The organism is Aureimonas sp. SA4125, assembly GCF_019973775.1.
GTDB lineage: Bacteria > Pseudomonadota > Alphaproteobacteria > Rhizobiales > Rhizobiaceae > Plantimonas.
Map to the genome: position 1 here is coordinate 1,739,267 of NZ_AP025032.1, position 17,625 is coordinate 1,756,891.

The 17,625-nt window shown below is 66.6% G+C and carries 20 protein-coding genes and 1 tRNA gene; 19 read left to right on the forward strand and 2 right to left on the reverse strand.

What is annotated here, in order from left to right:
* The 8 genes from Sa4125_RS08000 (at position 1) to Sa4125_RS08035 (ending at position 7,837) form a co-directional block, all read left to right on the forward strand.
* Positions 1 to 615 (forward strand): riboflavin synthase, encoded by a 615-nt coding sequence (locus Sa4125_RS08000; protein ID WP_224005671.1) that lies wholly within the window; start codon positions 1 to 3, stop codon positions 613 to 615.
* A 237-nt stretch (positions 616 to 852) separates the two neighbouring features.
* Positions 853 to 1,614, forward strand: coding sequence for an amino acid ABC transporter substrate-binding protein (locus tag Sa4125_RS08005; RefSeq protein ID WP_224005674.1), 762 nt, complete (start codon positions 853 to 855; stop codon positions 1,612 to 1,614).
* 153 nt (positions 1,615 to 1,767) lie between these two features.
* On the forward strand, positions 1,768 to 2,448 hold the full coding sequence (locus tag Sa4125_RS08010; RefSeq protein WP_224005678.1) for an ABC transporter permease subunit: 681 nt from the start codon (positions 1,768 to 1,770) through the stop codon (positions 2,446 to 2,448).
* On the forward strand, positions 2,445 to 3,227 hold the full coding sequence (locus Sa4125_RS08015) for an amino acid ABC transporter ATP-binding protein (RefSeq protein ID WP_224005683.1): 783 nt from the start codon (positions 2,445 to 2,447) through the stop codon (positions 3,225 to 3,227). Before Sa4125_RS08010 ends, Sa4125_RS08015 begins: the two co-directional genes overlap by 4 nt.
* A gap of 170 nt (positions 3,228 to 3,397) precedes the next feature.
* Positions 3,398 to 3,844, forward strand: a complete 447-nt coding sequence (locus Sa4125_RS08020) for a 6,7-dimethyl-8-ribityllumazine synthase (protein WP_224005686.1) — start codon at positions 3,398 to 3,400, stop codon at positions 3,842 to 3,844.
* A 1-nt stretch (position 3,845) separates the two neighbouring features.
* Positions 3,846 to 4,331 carry a transcription antitermination factor NusB gene (nusB, locus tag Sa4125_RS08025; RefSeq protein WP_224005689.1) on the forward strand — a complete coding sequence of 162 codons (486 nt, stop codon included), beginning with the start codon at positions 3,846 to 3,848 and terminating at the stop codon, positions 4,329 to 4,331.
* A gap of 2 nt (positions 4,332 to 4,333) precedes the next feature.
* Positions 4,334 to 5,551 carry an MFS transporter gene (locus Sa4125_RS08030; protein WP_224005694.1) on the forward strand — a complete coding sequence of 406 codons (1,218 nt, stop codon included), beginning with the start codon at positions 4,334 to 4,336 and terminating at the stop codon, positions 5,549 to 5,551.
* A gap of 135 nt (positions 5,552 to 5,686) precedes the next feature.
* Entirely contained in the window at positions 5,687 to 7,837 is a 2,151-nt protein-coding gene (locus tag Sa4125_RS08035; protein WP_224005697.1) for a sodium-translocating pyrophosphatase, read from the forward strand.
* 150 nt (positions 7,838 to 7,987) lie between these two features.
* On the opposite strand, the gene Sa4125_RS08040 is transcribed toward Sa4125_RS08035, so the two are convergent.
* Positions 7,988 to 8,455, reverse strand: a complete 468-nt coding sequence (locus Sa4125_RS08040; protein WP_224007654.1) for an outer membrane protein assembly factor BamE — start codon at positions 8,453 to 8,455, stop codon at positions 7,988 to 7,990.
* Positions 8,456 to 8,684: 229 nt separating this feature from the next.
* On the opposite strand from Sa4125_RS08040, the gene Sa4125_RS08045 reads away from it, so the two are divergent.
* The 9 genes from Sa4125_RS08045 (at position 8,685) to Sa4125_RS08085 (ending at position 16,187) form a co-directional block, all read left to right on the forward strand.
* A complete protein-coding gene (locus Sa4125_RS08045; RefSeq protein WP_224005700.1) occupies positions 8,685 to 9,206 on the forward strand; it encodes a ubiquinol-cytochrome C chaperone family protein in 522 nt (173 codons plus the stop codon).
* 8 nt (positions 9,207 to 9,214) lie between these two features.
* Positions 9,215 to 9,778, forward strand: coding sequence for a DUF177 domain-containing protein (locus Sa4125_RS08050; protein ID WP_224005702.1), 564 nt, complete (start codon positions 9,215 to 9,217; stop codon positions 9,776 to 9,778).
* Between the two features lie 89 nt (positions 9,779 to 9,867).
* A complete protein-coding gene (gene plsX, locus Sa4125_RS08055; protein ID WP_224007656.1) occupies positions 9,868 to 10,932 on the forward strand; it encodes a phosphate acyltransferase PlsX in 1,065 nt (354 codons plus the stop codon).
* A gap of 7 nt (positions 10,933 to 10,939) precedes the next feature.
* Entirely contained in the window at positions 10,940 to 11,911 is a 972-nt protein-coding gene (locus Sa4125_RS08060) for a beta-ketoacyl-ACP synthase III (protein ID WP_224007658.1), read from the forward strand.
* Between the two features lie 113 nt (positions 11,912 to 12,024).
* Positions 12,025 to 12,375 carry an integration host factor subunit alpha gene (locus Sa4125_RS08065; RefSeq protein WP_224005704.1) on the forward strand — a complete coding sequence of 117 codons (351 nt, stop codon included), beginning with the start codon at positions 12,025 to 12,027 and terminating at the stop codon, positions 12,373 to 12,375.
* Between the two features lie 28 nt (positions 12,376 to 12,403).
* Positions 12,404 to 12,961 carry a MerR family transcriptional regulator gene (locus Sa4125_RS08070; RefSeq protein WP_224005706.1) on the forward strand — a complete coding sequence of 186 codons (558 nt, stop codon included), beginning with the start codon at positions 12,404 to 12,406 and terminating at the stop codon, positions 12,959 to 12,961.
* A gap of 99 nt (positions 12,962 to 13,060) precedes the next feature.
* Positions 13,061 to 13,137: transfer RNA gene (locus tag Sa4125_RS08075), tRNA-Pro, on the forward strand.
* Between the two features lie 388 nt (positions 13,138 to 13,525).
* A complete protein-coding gene (locus Sa4125_RS08080) occupies positions 13,526 to 14,455 on the forward strand; it encodes a dihydrodipicolinate synthase family protein (protein ID WP_224005708.1) in 930 nt (309 codons plus the stop codon).
* A gap of 154 nt (positions 14,456 to 14,609) precedes the next feature.
* Entirely contained in the window at positions 14,610 to 16,187 is a 1,578-nt protein-coding gene (locus tag Sa4125_RS08085; protein ID WP_224005710.1) for an aldehyde dehydrogenase (NADP(+)), read from the forward strand.
* Between the two features lie 118 nt (positions 16,188 to 16,305).
* Here Sa4125_RS08085 and Sa4125_RS08090 read toward each other — a convergent pair whose 3' ends face one another.
* Complete coding sequence (locus tag Sa4125_RS08090; RefSeq protein WP_224005712.1) at positions 16,306 to 16,509, reverse strand: hypothetical protein; 204 nt, start codon at positions 16,507 to 16,509, stop codon at positions 16,306 to 16,308.
* Positions 16,510 to 16,758: 249 nt separating this feature from the next.
* Between Sa4125_RS08090 and Sa4125_RS08095 the strand changes: the two genes are divergently transcribed.
* Both Sa4125_RS08095 and Sa4125_RS08100 read left to right on the forward strand, forming a co-directional pair.
* Positions 16,759 to 16,920: a DUF3563 family protein gene (locus Sa4125_RS08095; RefSeq protein WP_224005714.1), complete on the forward strand. Its 162-nt coding sequence runs from the start codon at positions 16,759 to 16,761 to the stop codon at positions 16,918 to 16,920.
* A 241-nt stretch (positions 16,921 to 17,161) separates the two neighbouring features.
* Positions 17,162 to 17,446, forward strand: coding sequence for a hypothetical protein (locus tag Sa4125_RS08100; protein WP_224005716.1), 285 nt, complete (start codon positions 17,162 to 17,164; stop codon positions 17,444 to 17,446).
* The last annotated feature ends 179 nt before the right edge of the window (positions 17,447 to 17,625 follow it).

A 17,625-nucleotide genomic window follows, 5' to 3' on the forward strand; every position in this document is an offset into this window, starting at 1 on the left:
ATGTTTACCGGCATCGTCACCGACATCGGTCGGATCGCCCGCGTCACGTCGCTCGACGAGGGCAAGCGGCTGCGCGTCGAGACTGCCTACGAGCCGGGCGGCATCGCCATCGGCGCCTCGATCGCCTGCAGCGGCGTCTGCCTCACCGTCACCGCCTTGCCGGACGAGGGGGGCAACGAGCGCTGGTTCGAGGTCGAGGCCTGGGAGGAGGCGCTGCGGCTGACGACAGCCGGCACGTGGGGCGAGGGCACCCGCATCAACCTGGAACGCGCCCTGAAGCTCGGCGACGAGCTCGGCGGCCACCTCGTCTCCGGCCATGTCGACGCCATGGCCGACATCGTTTCGCGTGTCGAGGAGGGCGAGGCGACGCGCTTCACCCTCCGCGTCGACCCCGAGCACAAGCGCTATATCGCGAAAAAGGGCTCGGTCTGCCTCGACGGCACGTCCCTGACCGTCAACGGCGTCGACGACGATCTTTTCGACGTCCTCCTCATCCGCCACTCGCTTGCCGTCACCACCTGGGGCGAGCGGCAGGCGGGCGACCGCGTCAACCTCGAGATCGACCAGATCGCCCGCTATGCCGAGCGGTTATTTTCCGCGCGCGAGACGCGCTGAAACATTTGCGCCCGCGGTGGCTGTGTGGTGCGAACGCGGGTATGGCGAGGCCGGACAGGATCGGTACGAGACAGTGGGCCGGGTACTGCCGACCGTTTCTTCGAAATAGCGGACCGAGCGGAACAAACGACCCCAGTTCATCCGCCAGGCGACAATTCATGCCTTGAGATTGAGCAGCTAAATGCCGAGTTTCCGGGCAACGCGCTGCGTGCGCCTCTCGCTTCAGGAATTTCCGCCATGATCCGTATCCTCGCCACCGCTTTTTCCGTCCTCGCGCTCGGCACCGCCGCCTCGGCCGGCAGCCTCGACGACGTCACGGCAGCCGGCGCCCTGCGCATCGGCACGGAGGGCACCTATGCCCCCTTCACCTTCCACGACGCGACGGGCGCGCTGGTCGGCTTCGACGTCGAGATCGGCCAGGCCGTGGCCAAGCAGCTCGGCGTGAAGGCCGAGTTCGTCGAGGGCAAGTGGGATGGCCTGATCGCCGGTCTTGCCTCGGACCGCTACGACGCCGTCATCAACCAGGTCGGCATCACCGAGGAGCGCAAGGCGCGCTTCGACTTCTCGAAGCCCTACATCGTCTCCAAGGCCGTGCTGATCGTGAAGGCGGACAATGCTGACATCGCGAGCTTTGCCGATCTCAACGGCAAGCGCGCGGCGCAGTCGCTGACGTCGAACTACGGCAAGATCGCCGAGACGGCCGGTGCCAGCCTCGTCGGCACGGACGGATTCGATCAGTCGATCCAGCTTGTCCTGACCGGCCGCGCCGATGCGACGATCAACGACAATCTGTCCTTCCTCGATTTCAAGAAGCAGAAGCCGGACGCGCCGGTGAAGATCGTGGCGACGCAGGAGGAGGCTGCCGCCTCCGGCATCATCGTCCAGAAGGACAATCCCGAACTCGTCGCCGCGATCGACGCAGCGCTCGATGCGATCCGCGCCGACGGCACCTACAAGACGATTTCGGACAAGTATTTCGGCGCCGACGTCTCGCAGTAGATTTTAGGCAAGGGCGGCCGGTGATTGCCGCCGTGCCTGCGCTAGTTGTTGAGGCCCAATGATCGACTGATCGACACCGCGGCCAGGAGCATCGCGTTCCGGCCGCGGGCTTTCTCGGAACGTCGATGACCGCTGCGACAGGAACGGACTGCCTTGCCCCCCGCCTTGCAACTGATGCTCGATTCGCTGCTGCCGCTGGTCCGCGCCGGAATCACCTTCACCGTGCCGCTGGCGATCCTCTCCTTCGTCTTCGGCCTGACGCTCGGCTTCCTTACCGCGATCACCCGCCTGTTCGGGCCGAGGCCGCTGGCACTCGTCGCGCGCTTCTACGTCTGGTTCATCCGCGGCACGCCGCTGCTCGTCCAGCTCTTCGTCATCTTCTACGGCCTGCCGAGCCTCGGCATCCTGATCGATGCCTTTCCCGCCGCGCTCATCGGCTTCAGTCTCAGCGTCGGCGCCTATACCTCGGAGATCATTCGGGCCGCGCTCTCGTCGATCTCAAAGGGGCAGTGGGAGGCGGCCTATGCCATCGGCATGACGCAGCCGCAGGCGTTGCGGCGGACCATCGTGCCGCAGGCGGTGCGCGTCGCCGTGCCGCCGCTGTCGAACTCCTTCATCTCGCTCGTGAAGGACACCTCGCTCGCCGCCGCGATCACCGTGCCGGAGATGTTCCAGCAGGCCCAGCGCATCGTCGCCGTCACCTACGAGCCGCTGATCCTCTATGTCGAGGCGGCGTTCCTCTACCTCCTCCTGTCCTCCGTCCTGTCCGCGCTGCAGAGCCGTCTGGAGAAGCATTTCGGGCGCCAGGGCGGCTTTCTGGAGCAGGGCGCATGATCCGCCTTTCCGGCATCGTGAAGCGATTCGGCGACAACACCGTCCTCGATGGCGTCGATCTCGACATCGCCGAGGGTCAGGTGACCGCCCTGATCGGCCCGTCCGGCAGCGGCAAGAGCACGCTATTGCGCACTGCCAACCTGCTGGAGCTTCCCGAGGCCGGGACCCTCGAAATCGGCGATGCGCGTATCGTGTTCACCCCCGTCCGCCGCCCTGCGCAGGCGGAAATCCTCGCCATGCGCCGCAAGACGGGCATGATCTTCCAGAATTTTCAGCTCTTTCCCCATCGCAGCGTCGCCGACAATGTGACGGAAGGGCTGGTCACCGTGTGGAAGTGGCCGACTGACAAGGCGCGGGCTCATGCCATGGACCTCCTCGACAAGGTCGGCATGGCGCACAAGGCCGATGCCTGGCCCTCGACGCTGTCGGGCGGCCAGCAGCAGCGCGTCGCCATCGCCCGCGCCATCGCCGCCTCGCCGACGCTGCTGCTCTGCGACGAGCCGACCTCGGCGCTCGACCCCGAGCTTGCCGCCGAGGTGGTCGAGGTTCTGGGCGCGCTGGCCGGGGAGGGGATGACCATGCTGATGGCGACGCACGACCTGCGGCTGGCGGACCAGGTCGCCCATCGCGTGGCCTTTCTCGACGGCGGCAGGATCGTCGAACAGGGACCACCCGACGCGATCTTCCGCCATCCGGGCGACCCGCGCACCGCCCGCTTCGTCCGGACGCTGCTGGGGACGTCGCAGGAACTTGACCGTGATGGGCGAGCCGGAAGCTGAAGGGTGTCGGCCGGTCAGCGACAGCCACCGGCAATCGGGATCTCGGCACGCGGTCAGGCAACATCCTTCGACGTCTCGATATCGCTTGCGCGCGACTTGGGGTAAGGACTGCGCTTCGGCCGCGGGCAGATGCTTCGCCCGCCGCCAGCATCGACGCCAAAGGGTCCGCCATGTCCGCTCCGCATCTCCTCGTCATCGAAGCCCGCTTCTACGACCACATCGCCGACGCCCAGCTTGCCGGCGCCAAGGCGGCGCTCGAAGCGGCCGGCGCGACCTATGACGTCGTCACTGTGCCGGGTGCACTGGAAATACCGGCGGCGGTGAGCTTTGCCCTCGTCGGCGGCGAAGAGGGCGGCACGGCCTATGACGGTTTCGTCGCGCTCGGCTGCGTCATCCGCGGCGAGACCTACCACTTCGAGATCGTCGCCAACGAATCCTCGCGCGCGCTGATGGACCTGACCTTCCAGGAGGGCCTCGCCATCGGCAACGGCATCCTGACGGTCGAGACCGAGGCCCAGGCGCTGGAGCGGGCAATGCCGGAGCGCCTGAACAAGGGCGGTGCGGCGGCCGAGGCGGCGCTGAAGATGATCGCGCTGCGCGAAAAGCTGGGAGGCTGAGATGTCCGACGCCGACGCAAAACCCATCAAGCCCGCCAACAAGCGGGGCGCGGCGCGTCTTGCCGCGGTGCAGGCGCTTTATCAGATGGATGTCGGCGGCACGCCGCTCCTGGAAATCGTCGCCGAATACGAGACCTTCCGCCTCGGCCAGGAAGTCGACGGCGAGACCTATCGCGACGCCGACGCCGCCTGGTTTCGCGACGTCGTCTCGGGTGTCGTTCGGGGCCAGACCGAGATCGATCCGCTGATCCACACCTCGTTGACGCCGGACTGGCCGCTCGCCCGTCTCGACACCACGCTCCGGGCGATCCTGCGGGCGGGCACCTATGAGGTGATGAACCGCAAGGACGTCCCGGTCGCCGTGATCGTCACCGAATATGTCGACGTTGCCAAGGCTTTCTATTCCGAGGACGAGCCGCGCCTCGTCAACGCCGTCCTCGACCGCATCGCCCGCCGGTCGCGGGGCGAAGGCCGCGGCACGAGCTGATCATGACGGCGCATCCTGCCGGCGAGACGCTGGCGCGGCGCAATGCGGTCGTGCTGGCTGCGGCGCAGGCGCTGGTCGGCGCGGCTGCACCCATCACCATCGCCAGCGGCGGTCTCGCCGGCTTCTGGCTGCTCGGCACCGACAAGGCTTTCGCCACGCTCCCGGTCACCGGCTTCAACATCGGCATCGCGCTCGGCGCCCTGCCGGCCGCGGCACTGATGCGGATCGTCGGACGCAAGCACGGCTTCGTCGCCGGCGCCTGCCTCACCGCCACGGGCGGCCTTGCGGCCGCGACGGCGCTCTTCCAGCAGGATTTTTGGCTCTTCGCGCTGGCACTTCTCCTGATCGGAATCGGTGGCGCCTTCGTCCAGCAGTACCGCTTCGCCGCGACCGACGGCGCGCCGAAGGCGTTTCAGGCGCGCGCCATCGCCACCGTCCTCGTCGGCGGCATCTTCGCCGCGGTGATCGGACCGCAGGCCGTGCGGTTCAGCAGCGGGCTGTTCCTGCCGACCGAATTTGCCGGCGCCTTCGTCGCCGTCACCGCCCTCAGCCTTGCCGGCGCCTTGGTGCTCCATGCCCTGCGCGACGTCGCGCCGCCTGCGGCCTCGCAGATGACCGATGGCCTTCCGGCGCGGCCGCTCGCCGACATCGTGCGCCAGCCGAAATTCCTCGTGGCGCTGGTCTGCGGCGTCGGCACCTATTCCATGATGAGCTTCGTGATGACCGGCGCGCCGCTCGCGATCGTCGGCTGCGGCTTCTCGCAGGACATCGGCGTCCTCGGCATCCAGTGGCATGTCCTCGCAATGTTCGCCCCGAGCTTCTTCACGGGCCGAATCATCGCCCGCTTCGGCAAGGAGAAGGTCGTGGCGACGGGCCTTGTCCTCATCGGCCTCAGCGCAGCGGTGGCGCTCGAAGGCCTCGAGATCTGGAATTTCTGGCTGGCGCTCATTCTCCTCGGCCTCGGCTGGAACTTCGGCTTCATCGGCTCGACCGCGATGGTCGCCGAGACCTACCGGCTGTCGGAGCGCAACAAGACGCAAGGGATGCACGACTTCATTCTGTTCTCCTGCGTCGCGCTGTCGTCCTTCCTGTCGGGCCGCGTCCTTGTCGCCGACGGGTGGCAGACGATGAACATGATCGTCTTTCCCGTCGTCGGGGTCTGCCTCCTGGTCCTTCTCGTCGAGGGAAGGCGACCCGCGGCGCCCGCCATGCGCGGCTGAACCTCCGCGCGACGCCTTGACGCGTTGCAACCCTCCTATAACCTCGCCCCGCCGGGAGGAGGGGGGAGGGATCCCCCGCCGGTAACATGTGCAGGGCAGCCGGGGATCAACCCTCGGCGAGAGCGAGGGAACAGCATGCCAGCCATTCTACCGATCGTATTACTTTGCGGCGTGGTGTCGCTGGTCTACGCAGCCTGGGCGACGCGCTCGGTGCTGTCGGCAGACCAGGGCAATGCCCGCATGCAGGAGATCGCCGGCGCCATCCGCGAGGGTGCGCAGGCCTATCTCGCCCGCCAGTACACGACCATCGCGCTCGTCGGCGTCGTCGTCCTCGCTCTCACCTGGTGGCTCCTGTCTGTCCACGCCGCCATCGGCTTCCTCATCGGCTCCGTCCTGTCGGGCCTTGCCGGCTTCATCGGCATGAACGTCTCGGTCCGGGCGAACGTGCGCACGGCGCAGGCCGCCTCGCGCTCGCTCTCGGCCGGCCTCGACATCGCCTTCAAGTCGGGCGCGATCACCGGCATGCTCGTCGCGGGCCTCGCCCTTCTCGGCGTCGCCGGGTATTTCTACGTCCTCACGGGCAGTCTCGGCTATGCGCCGTCGGACCGCGTCGTCATCGATTCGCTCGTCTCCCTCGGTTTCGGCGCCTCGCTGATCTCCATCTTCGCCCGTCTCGGCGGCGGCATCTTCACCAAGGGTGCCGATGTCGGCGGCGATCTCGTCGGCAAGGTCGAAGCGGGAATTCCGGAAGACGACCCACGCAACCCCGCCACCATCGCCGACAATGTCGGCGACAATGTCGGCGACTGCGCCGGCATGGCCGCGGACCTTTTCGAGACCTATGCGGTCACCGTCGTCGCGACCATGGTGCTCGGCGCCATCCTCTTCGTCGGCCAGCCGGTGCTGGAAAGCGTGATGCTTTATCCCCTCGCGATCTGCGGCGCCTGCATCCTGACCTCCATCGTCGGCACCTTCTTCGTCCGCCTCGGCCGCAACGGCTCGATCATGGGCGCGCTCTACAAGGGCCTGTGGGTCACGACGATCCTGTCCATCGCGGGTCTCGCACTCGCGACCTGGGCCACCGTCGGCTTCGGCGACGTCGCGACGACCTCGAACGGCCTGTCCATCAACGGCCTCAACCTGTTCGCCTGCGGTGTCGTCGGCCTCGTCGTCACCGGCCTCATCGTCTGGATCACCGAATACTACACCGGCATCGGCTTCAGGCCGGTGCGCTCGATCAGCCAGGCCTCGGTCTCCGGGCATGGAACGAACGTCATCCAGGGGCTCGCCGTCTCGCTGGAATCCACGGCACTGCCGACGCTCGTCATCGTCGCCGGCATCATCTCGACCTTCCAGCTCGCCGGCCTCTATGGTACCGGCATCGCGGTGACGGCCATGCTGGGCGTCGCCGGCATGATCGTCGCGCTCGACGCCTTCGGGCCGGTGACCGACAACGCCGGCGGCATTGCCGAAATGGCGGGCCTGCCGGCCGATGTGCGCCGCTCGACCGATGCGCTCGACGCCGTCGGCAACACCACCAAGGCGGTCACCAAGGGCTATGCCATCGGCTCGGCGGGTCTCGGCGCGCTCGTCCTCTTCGCCGCCTACAGCTACGACCTGCAGTATTTCGTCGCAGAGGCCGACGCGGGCAGGGGATTTGCCTACTTCCAGGGCGTCCGGCCGGACTTCGCGCTGACCAACCCCTATGTCGTCGTCGGCCTTCTCCTCGGCGGTCTCATTCCCTTTCTCTTCGGCGGCATCGCGATGACCGCCGTCGGTCGCGCTGCGAGTTCGGTGGTCGATGAGGTGCGCCGGCAGTTCCGCGAGAAGCCGGGCATCATGGCGGGCACGGAACGGCCGGATTATGCCAGAGCCGTCGACCTTCTGACGAAGGCGGCGATCAAGGAAATGGTCGTGCCTTCCCTCCTGCCGGTGCTGGCGCCGCTCGCGGTCTATTTCGGCGTGCTTCTCATCGCCGACAAGAGCCAGGCCTTCTCGGCCCTCGGCGCCATGCTCCTGGGCGTCATCGTCACCGGCATCTTCGTCGCGATCTCGATGACCTCGGGCGGCGGCGCCTGGGACAATGCCAAGAAGAGCTTCGAGGACGGCTTCGTGGATTCCGCCGGCACCCGCCACATGAAGGGCTCGGAGGCGCACAAGTCGTCGGTGACCGGCGACACCGTCGGCGACCCCTACAAGGACACCGCCGGTCCCGCCGTGAACCCGGCGATCAAGATCACCAACATCGTGGCGCTGCTGCTCCTGGCCGTGCTCTCGCACAGCTGAGGCTCCGCTGACTTCGGGCCGGCGGACAGCCGCGCCCGAGGTCCGGGGGCCATCCGCGCCTCATCGACGGTCGCAAAAAACCCGCGGAGCTCGCGCCCCGCGGGTTTTGCATGTCGGTCGGAAGTCCTCGAACTGAACGTCTCGCCTCTGTTACTGGCCGGCCGCCCGGTTCGGATCGACGGGGTTGCCGCTGCCGCCACCGGGAAGGCCGATGCTCGGCGGCGCGCCGGGCTCGAGGATCTGGCCGATGAAGCTGACGTCGCGGCCGCCGGTCGGCGTCGTGCGGGAGATGAAATCGAAGACCTGTCCGTTCTGCAGGCCGTAATTGGCAATGCGATCGACCGTGCCCGTCTGGTTGAAATAGACTGCCAGCACGCGCTGGTCGACGATGTGGGGCTTCATGAAGGCGACGGGCCGGACCCGCTTCTGCGAGATGTAGTAGAAGACCTCATTGTCGAATGTCGCGGTCGTCGAAGGCGATCCGAGCGCCAGAAGCACCTGCTCGCGGCTCGATCCGACGGGCACCAGCGCCACCGTCTGGTCGTCGACGATATAACCCTGGTTCAGGACCTCGCTGGTATTGCAGGCGCTGAGAAGAAGGGCTGCGCCGAGCGCCATGGAGGCAAGAGCGGGGCGACGGTATGGGTGGCTACGGTTCACGCGTGTCATCTCCCCTGGGGCGGCGTCCGGCACTCGGCTGCCCGGCGGTCTATATGAGCCGGTCAAGGCGACATCGCGGCGTGCTCTGGGCAATCCGGATGGGTCGGCCTAGGTAAAGCACCTTTCGAGGCGTTGCAATCGGCTCCAGTCCATGCGACCGCGTCCTCGACTGGCCATGGGAAGCCGAATGCTCGAACGTTTCAGAAAGCTCAGGCGCAATCGCGCGGTCGTCGATACGCTGTACGCGGCGATCGTCGCCGATGCCCGGGCGCCCGACCTCTATCAGGACAGCGGTCTTCCCGACACGGTGATGGGCCGCTTCGAGTCCTTGTCGATCCATGTTTTCCTGTTTCTGGCGCGCTGCCGCGACGATGCCGGCCTGAAGGCGCTGGCGCAGGATCTCGTCGACCGCTTCATCCGCGACGTCGAGGATTCCATCCGCGAGATCGGCGTCGGCGACCCCTCGGTGCCGAAGCGCATGCGCAAGCTCGCTGGCATGTTCTACGAGCGGGTTGCGGCCTATGATGCGCCGCTGCGGACGGGCGACGCCGCGGGTCTCGGTGCGGCGCTTCTGTGCCTCGCGCTGCCGGTGGAGAGAGCGCAAGAAGCGGGGCTGCGTCTGGCCACCTATATGATGGCGCAGAAGGCCGCGCTCGATGCCGTCCGCACCGAGGACATTACAGCCGGCCGGCTCGACGCCAAGGAGTGAGCAAGATCATGCCCGAAACGGTCAAGGCCGCCCCGCCCGTCTCCTATCCGATCATCGTCTCGAAGCTTCCCAAGGACGGGATGACGATCCGCTTCGTCGCCTCGGACGAGGCGCGGGCTGCCATGGCCGCCTTCCTCGATATTCCTGCGGTCGAAAGCCTCGGGGCCGACCTTCTCGTCAAGAGCTGGCGCGGCGAAGGCGTGAAGATCACCGGCCGCCTGAGGGCCGAGGTCGTCCAGTCCGACGTGGTGACGCTCGAGCCGCTGCCGCAGACCGTGGACGAGGAGATCGAACTCCTCTTCCTGCCGGAGCATTCGCGGCTTGCCCGCATGGTCCAGCCGCAGGACGGGGAACTGCATCTCGACCCGGAGGGGGACGACATTCCCGAGACCTATGTCGGCGACCGCATCGAACTGGGGACCATTCTGGCCGAGGCCCTCGCCCTCGGGCTCGACCCCTATCCGCGCGCCGAGGACGCCAGCTTCGAGCGTTTCGACACCGATCCGGACCCCGATGGCGGCAAGGTCTCGCCCTTTGCGACCTTGAGTAAACTCAAGCCCGGCGCATCCTGACCCGCCAGGCCTGTTGTCTGTGCATGTGAATTGGCTATGTTCGCGCCGCCTTGGGGCGTTCTTCGAAGGAAAGCGAGACAGCGTTGGACCTGAAATCCGGAGTCACGATCTCCCTCGACGTCATGGGCGGAGATCACGGCCCATCGGTCGTGCTGCCCGGGGCGAATATCGCCCTGCAGCGCCATCCCGGCCTGCGCTTTGTCCTCTACGGCAAGGAAGAAGAGGTTCGTCCGATCCTCGACGGCCTGCCGCAGCTGAAGGCGGCGTCGAGCTTCCACCATTGCGAGATGTCGATCCGCATGGACGAGAAGCCCTCGCAGGCCTTGCGTCAGGGACGCTACAAATCCTCGATGTGGCGCGCCATCGAGGCGGTGAAGACGGGCGAATCGGACGTCGCGGTCTCCGCCGGCAACACCGGCGCCCTGATGGCGATGGCGAAATTCTGCCTGCGCACCATGGCCAATATCGAGCGGCCGGCAATCGCGGCGATCTGGCCGACCATCCGCGGCGAGAGCGTCGTCCTCGACGTCGGCGCGACGATCGGTGCCGATGCGCAGCAGCTGATCGACTTCTCGATGATGGGCGCGGCCATGGCGCGCGCCCTCCACGGCATCGAGCGGCCGACGGTCGGCCTCCTCAACATCGGCGTCGAAGAGGTCAAGGGACAGGACGACGTGCGCGAGGCCGGCCGCCTCCTGAAGGAGACCGAACTGCCCGGGCTGATCTATCACGGCTTCGTCGAAGGCGATGATCTCGGCAAGGGCACCGTGGACGTCGTCGTCACCGAGGGCTATACCGGCAACATCGCGTTGAAGACGGCGGAAGGCACGGCCAAGCAGATCGCCGGCTACCTCCGCGCCGCCATGACCCGGACCTGGATGGCGCGGGCCGGGTATTTTCTCGCCAAGGGCGCCTTCGACCGGCTCCGCGACAAGATGGATCCGCGCAAGGTCAATGGCGGCGTCTTCCTCGGCCTCAATGGCATCGTGATCAAGAGCCATGGTGGTACCGATGCCGAGGGCATGGCCGCAGCGATCGACCTCGCCCACGCCATGGCCGTGAACGGTCTCAGAGAGAAGATCGAGCAGGATCTTCGCATCTTCTATCTTCGCGTCTCCGAAGAGGCCGCAGCGGGCATGCCGGAAAGCAAGTGACATGACCATCATTCGATCGATCGTTCGCGGCACGGGCTCGATGCTGCCCGAACGGATCATGACGAACCAGGATTTTGCCGGCGTCGTCGAGACCTCCGACGAGTGGATCGTTCAGCGTACCGGCATCCGCAGCCGGCATGTCGCCGGCGAGGGCGAGACCACGGTATCGCTGGCGGAGGGCGCCGCGCGACGGGCGCTCGATGCGGCGGGCCTGACGATCGCCGACATCGATCTCATCATTCTCGCGACGACGACGCCCAACAACACTTTTCCGGCCTCGAGCGTGCAGCTGCAGCAGCGACTCGGCATGCGCCACGGCTTTGCCTTCGACCTCCAGGCGGTCTGCTCGGGCTTCGTCTACGCCCTGACGACGGCGGATCTCTACATCCGCACCGGCATGGCCAAGCGCGCGATCGTCATCGGCGCAGAAACGTTCTCCCGCATCCTCGACTGGGAGGACCGCTCGACCTGTGTCCTGTTTGGCGATGGAGCGGGCGCCGTGGTGATCGAGGCGGCGGAAGGCGAGGGGACGGTCAACGACCGCGGCATCCTCGTCTCGCGGCTGCGATCCGACGGCGAGCACGAAAAGAAGCTCTACGTCGACGGCGGGCCTTCGACGACCGGAACCGTCGGCAAGCTGCGGATGGAGGGGCGCGAGGTCTTCAAGCACGCCGTCGGCATGATCACAGACGTCATCGAGGATTCCTTCGCCGCCCTCGACATCGGTCCCGACGACATCGACTGGTTCGTTCCGCATCAGGCCAACCGGCGGATCATCGACGCCTCGGCCAAGAAGCTCGGCATCGCGCCGGAAAAAGTCGTCGTCACCGTCCAGGACCACGGCAACACGTCGGCCGCTTCGATACCCCTGGCACTCGACCGCGCCGTCCGCGATGGCCGAATCCAGCGAGACCAGCTTGTCCTCCTCGAGGCGATGGGCGGCGGTTTCACCTGGGGCGCGGTCGTCGTGCGGTGGTGATGGGTCAAATCTTGATTAACAGGCGAATATCGGTATTTTAAAGCAGGCCAGTTGATTGATCGTCTCCGTTGGGGAGCGGGCGATGCAAATCAAGGCGGAACAAGGGGATCGCAATGGGTGACAGAACGGTGACGAGGGCCGACCTCGCCGAGGCGGTGTTTCGCAAGATTGGTCTGTCTCGCACCGAGTCGGCTTATCTCGTCGAGATGGTCCTGGAGGAAATCTGCTCCACCATCGCGCGCGGCGAATCCGTCAAGATCTCCTCCTTCGGCTCCTTCCTGGTCCGCGACAAGAACGAGCGCGTCGGGCGCAATCCGAAGACCGGCGAGGAAGTGCCGATCTCGCCGCGCCGTGTTGCGGTGTTCAAGCCGTCCAACGTCATGAAGGACTGCATTCTCGAATCCCACAGCAAGCGCCGGCAGGCCAGCGCTCCCGCCCCGGACATGCTGAAGGCGGCCGAGTAATTCCCTGACCGAAGTCCCGATACCCCCCATGCCAGACAAGAGCATCGACGCCTTTCGCACCATCAGCGAAGTGGCGGAGGACCTGAACCTGCCGCAACACGTGCTGCGTTTCTGGGAAACGCGCTTTGCGCAGATCAAGCCGATGAAGCGCGGCGGCGGTCGCCGCTACTACCGGCCCGACGATGTCGAGCTCCTGAAGGGGATCCGCTTTCTCCTTTACGTCAAGGGTTTCACGATCAAGGGCGTGCAGCGCATCCTGAAGGAGAGCGGCAACCGTTTCGTGATGGCGCTCGGCTCTGGCGACATGTCGGGTCTCGAGACGCTCGAGATGGGGCGTGGCGACGCATCCGACGACGAGCAGGGCGATGTGGCCGAGACGATTTCGGTGGACACCGAGGAAGACGAGCTTCCCCCTCCCGCGGCCAAGCCGGAGGCCGGCCGCTCGCGTCTCGGCCTGTCCGGCCTTCTGCGCCGTGACCCGGAACCGGGCCCGCGCCTCGGCATGCCCGCCGACAGCGCGCAGACATTGCAGGACGTTCTGATGGAACTCCTGGAGTGCAAGCGTCTCCTCGACCAGGTCCGCTGATCCGACGATCCTGTCGCGACGCCGTTCCGGCCGGCTTCTTCGCCTGAGCGATGAAAGACACTTGCGCGGCGGCCTCAGAAACTCTACGAACTCCCCAGTCGGAGCGTAGCGCAGCCTGGTAGCGCACTTGGATGGGGTCCAAGGGGTCGGAGGTTCGAATCCTCTCGCTCCGACCAAATTATCCCTCGCCTTTTCTCTTCTGATCCGTCGTTGCGCGCCCGTTGCGGCATGGCCCGACGCGAGTTGAAATCCCTCCGAAAGAGATGACGTTCTGTTCGGCGCCGCGCCGGACCGCGAGTTCCAGCTGAACGTCCGAACCGGCTCAGGCCGGTTCCTTCAGCCGCCTTTCGCCTTATTCCTTGCGCCCGCTCCGCCAAATTCGTGCGCCGGTGCTGGACGCTTGCGCGCGCCTGGCCTATTCCAAGGCGCGAGTTCTCGCGCCGCCGGGACCGCGTGCCGCCTTGTGGCGCGCCAACGAACGGGCCGGCAAACGCTCCATTCCCTCCGCCGTCGATCACCGCGGTGATCTCCGGCCATCGCTCCAGTCGCTTCGTGGAAAACCTGATGGCAAATCTTGCGTCTACCCCCTTCGCCGGTCTCTTTCCGGTGGCCCCGACCCCCTTCATGGAGAATGGTGACCTCGACCTCGACGGCATGCGCCGGGTTCTCGATTGCATGGTCGACCAGGGCGTCGACGGCATCTGCATCCTCGCCAACTATTCCGAGCAGTTCCTCGTCTCCGACGAAGAGCGCGAGACGCTGACCAAGCTCAGCCTCGAGCATGTCGCCGGCCGGGTGCCGGTGATGGTCACCTGCAGCCATTTCGCCACCGCCATCGCCGCGGACCGTGCGCGCCGCGCCGCCGAGCAGGGCGCGGCCATGCTGATGCTGATGCCGCCCTATCATGGCGTCGGCATGCGCATCGACGAGACCTCGATGATCGAGCATTTCGGCCGCGTCGCTGATGCGAGCGGCCTGCCGATCATGATCCAGGACGCGCCGCTCTCGGGCGTCACTTTGTCCGTGCCGGCGCTTCTGAAGATCGCCGAGGCCGTTCCGCTGGTGCGCTATTTCAAGATCGAGGTGCCGCAGACCGCCGCCAAGCTGCGCGCGCTGATCGCCGCCGGCGGCGATCTCGTCGCCGGGCCCTTCGATGGCGAGGAGGCGATCACCCTGATGGCCGATCTCGACGCCGGCGCCACCGGCACCATGTCGAGCGCGCTCCTGCCCGACCTCATCCGTCCCGTCGTCGAGCATCACAAGGCCGGCGACCGCAAGGCCGCTGCCAAGGCCTACGAGCGCATCCTGCCGCTGATCAACTACGAGAACCGCCAGTGCGGCCTGCGCGCCGCCAAGACCGCCATGGCCGCCGGCGGCGTCATCCGCAGCGACGTCGTCCGTCACCCGCTCGACCAGATCCACCCCGACACCAAGGCAGGCCTTCTCGAACTCGCCCGCGAGCTCGATCCGCTGGTCATGCACTGGGGCAAATAAAGCGCCTCCCGGCCGCGGCAGGCGCTCGAAAGGACGTTTGCCCGGCCGGGGAGGCTTGGGTTTTGGCTCCGGGGACCTATCTCTAGGCCTGCCATCCAGACGATTCTGCCGATCAAGACGATGCGGCACGACATTTCCGTTCAGGAGACTCTCCATGACCATTCTCGGCGAACAGATCATCGGCCATGCCGTCCGCAAGGGCACCCACGGCGAGATTTTCGGGCTTGATGCCGCGACGGGCGAGAAGCTTGAGCCCGGCTTCGGCGGCGCCACGATGGACGACCTCGAAGCCGCCTGTGCTTTGGCCGACGAGGCCTTCTACGTCTTCAGCGAGACCAGCCTCGAGGACCGCGCCGTCTTCCTCGAGACCATCGCCGACAACATCCTCGCCATCGGCGACGAGCTGATCGAGCGCTGCATCACCGAGACCGGGCTGCCGCGCGGCCGGATCGAGGGTGAGCGTGGCCGCACCATGGGCCAGCTGAAGCACTTTGCCGGCGTCCTGCGCGACGGCGGATTCCTCGACGCCCGGATCGACAAGGCGCTGCCCGACCGCAAGCCGCTGCCGCGTGTCGATCTGCGCCTGCGCAACGTGCCTGTCGGTCCCGTGGCGGTCTTCGGTGCCTCGAATTTTCCGCTCGCCTTCTCGGTTGCCGGCGGCGACACGGCTTCGGCGCTCGCTGCCGGCTGCCCGGTCATCGTCAAGGCGCATTCGGCCCATCCCGGGACGTCCGAGCTCGTCGGGCGCGCCGTGCAGAAGGCCGTCAAGGATTGCGGCCTGCCGGAGGGCGTGTTCTCGCTTCTCTTCGACAGCGGCCGCGAAGTCGGCCAGGGCCTCGTCGCTGACAGCCGCATTCGCGCCGTCGGCTTCACCGGCTCTCGCGGCGGCGGCACGGCCCTGATGAAGATCGCGGCGTCCCGTCCCGAGCCGATCCCGGTCTATGCCGAGATGAGCAGCATCAACCCGGTCCTCCTCTTCCCCGCCGCTCTCGCCGCCCGCGGTGCCGCCATCGGCACGGCCTTTGCGGGCTCGCTGACGCTGGGCGCCGGGCAGTTCTGCACCAATCCCGGCCTGATCCTTGCGGTCGAGGGCGAGGGGCTCGACGCGTTCGTCGCCGCCGCGGCAACGGCTCTCGCCAGCGCCAGCGCCGCCGTGATGCTGACCCCCGGCATCCACAAGGCCTATTGCGAAGGCACTGCGCGGCTTGCCGGCCATGCGAGCGTCACCAAGGTCGGCGAGGGGCAGGCAGCCGAGACGCTGCGTGGCCAGGCCATGCTGTTCTCGACGACGGCCGAGGATTTCCTCGCCCATCCCGAGCTTCAGGACGAGGTGTTCGGTTCGTCCTCGCTGGTCGTGCGCTGCGCCGACGAGGCGGCGCTGCGCCGCGTGGTCGAGGCGCTCGAGGGCCAACTGACCGTTGCCCTCCACATCGACGCCGGCGACCATGCGGCCGCGGCGAAGCTTCTGCCGCTGCTTCAGCGCAAGGCCGGACGCCTCCTCGTCAACGGCTTCGGCACGGGCGTCGAGGTGGCGCATGCCATGGTGCACGGCGGGCCGTTCCCGGCGACGTCCGACGGCCGCTCGACCTCGGTCGGCAGCCTCGCCATCGCGCGCTTTCTGCGTCCGGTCTGTTACCAGGATCTGCCGGCAGAGCTCCTGCCGGACGCGCTGAAGGACGAAAACCCGCTCGGCCTCTGGCGCCGCCACGACGGCAAGCTCGATCACGCCTGATCGGCCCGACCCGACGCAAAAGAACCGGCGAATCCACTGGATCCGCCGGTTTTTTCATGCCGATTTTTCATGCCGGGATGGGGCTATCCCGACAGCCCGCGAGCGGCAGGGCGCCTGTTCAGGCGGCGCTGAATTCCTCGAGCCGGCGCAGTCGCTCCAGCGTCGTGAGCGGGATCGTCAGCCCCTCTTCGGTCGCCTCGTCGGCCTGCGGTCTGCCGGCGTCGACGGCCGGTGCATCGGCTTGCGGGGCCGTCATGGAAGCGAGGCGACCGCAGAGGGCCTGCTTCGACGTCCCTTCGGTATCACTGGCCTGATCGTTCATCGCGCGCCTCCTCCGTTGCATACCGTTCGATATGAAACGAAATGCCAAACGCGCCGCTCAGGGTCAAGCTTTAATTATATCGGTCGGTATAAAAATATTCTGCGTTGCTGACAGGGCGTGCGGCACGTCGGGACACCATCGCGGACGGAGGTGAATGCTTCGATCCCGATGCATGGCTTGCATGCAGGATTGTGCGTTGCAGCAAATCCGGGCGCGCGGTAATTTGCAGCAGATATAAGGAGCTTTTCCATGAATATCCTCAGCCGTTCCCTCCGTGCCGCCTTCGGTCAGCGCAACAAGCGCGACCGCGCGATGGACTACCTGAACGAGTCCGTCTCGATCGACGATCTCGAGCGTCGGCAACGCGAGATCGACCAGGGAATGTTTGCCCGCCGACCGAATTCCTACTGATTTCCCTGCCACTCCCGGCATCGGACGACCGATATTCTTAGGACAGCCGTCTCTGTCGCTGCGACATGCAGTCTGGCGGCCGCGGTTGTTGGGTCGCCCATGCGTCACGGCGTCAGCGCCAGCGCGCCACCGCCTTTTCAGGGGTGACGCTACAAACGGCGATCTTGGGCTCCTCCCATTGCCGCTTTTCAGCCACAGTTCTTTGTGGTTCACTCATCGTGTTACCCCGCGGGAGGTGCCGATGTTCGTGGTCAAGGTCGAAACCGACGAAGCCCTGATGTTCCGTGCTTTCCGGAAGCTTTCCGAGGCGAAGTCCTGGGCGGTGCAGTCCTGTCGGAGGGACGGCGACTGCCGAGCGGACGTCTATGGGACGCCGGGGATCGCCGATGAACTCGCCGCCGCCGTTGCCGTCCGCGAGGGCAGGGGTCGTTTGGTCGCGCGCGGCGACAAGCTCGCCGCGTCCGATCTGCGCAACAACTCGAACTTTCTCGTCTGCATGGGACTTGGAACCGGCGCCGGCTTCTGAGACCGCCGGGTTCGGCCTCCCCGGATAAATCCGCTTCCTTGCATTGCCTTCGGCTTGCCCCTTCCGGACATTTTCTCCGCGCGCGCCCGCGCCGATCGCACAGATGGGCCGGGCCTCATTCGGAAAGCTCGCTGCAGGAAGCACCCTGCGGCCGACTGTCAGGGCAGATCGCCCGCGGC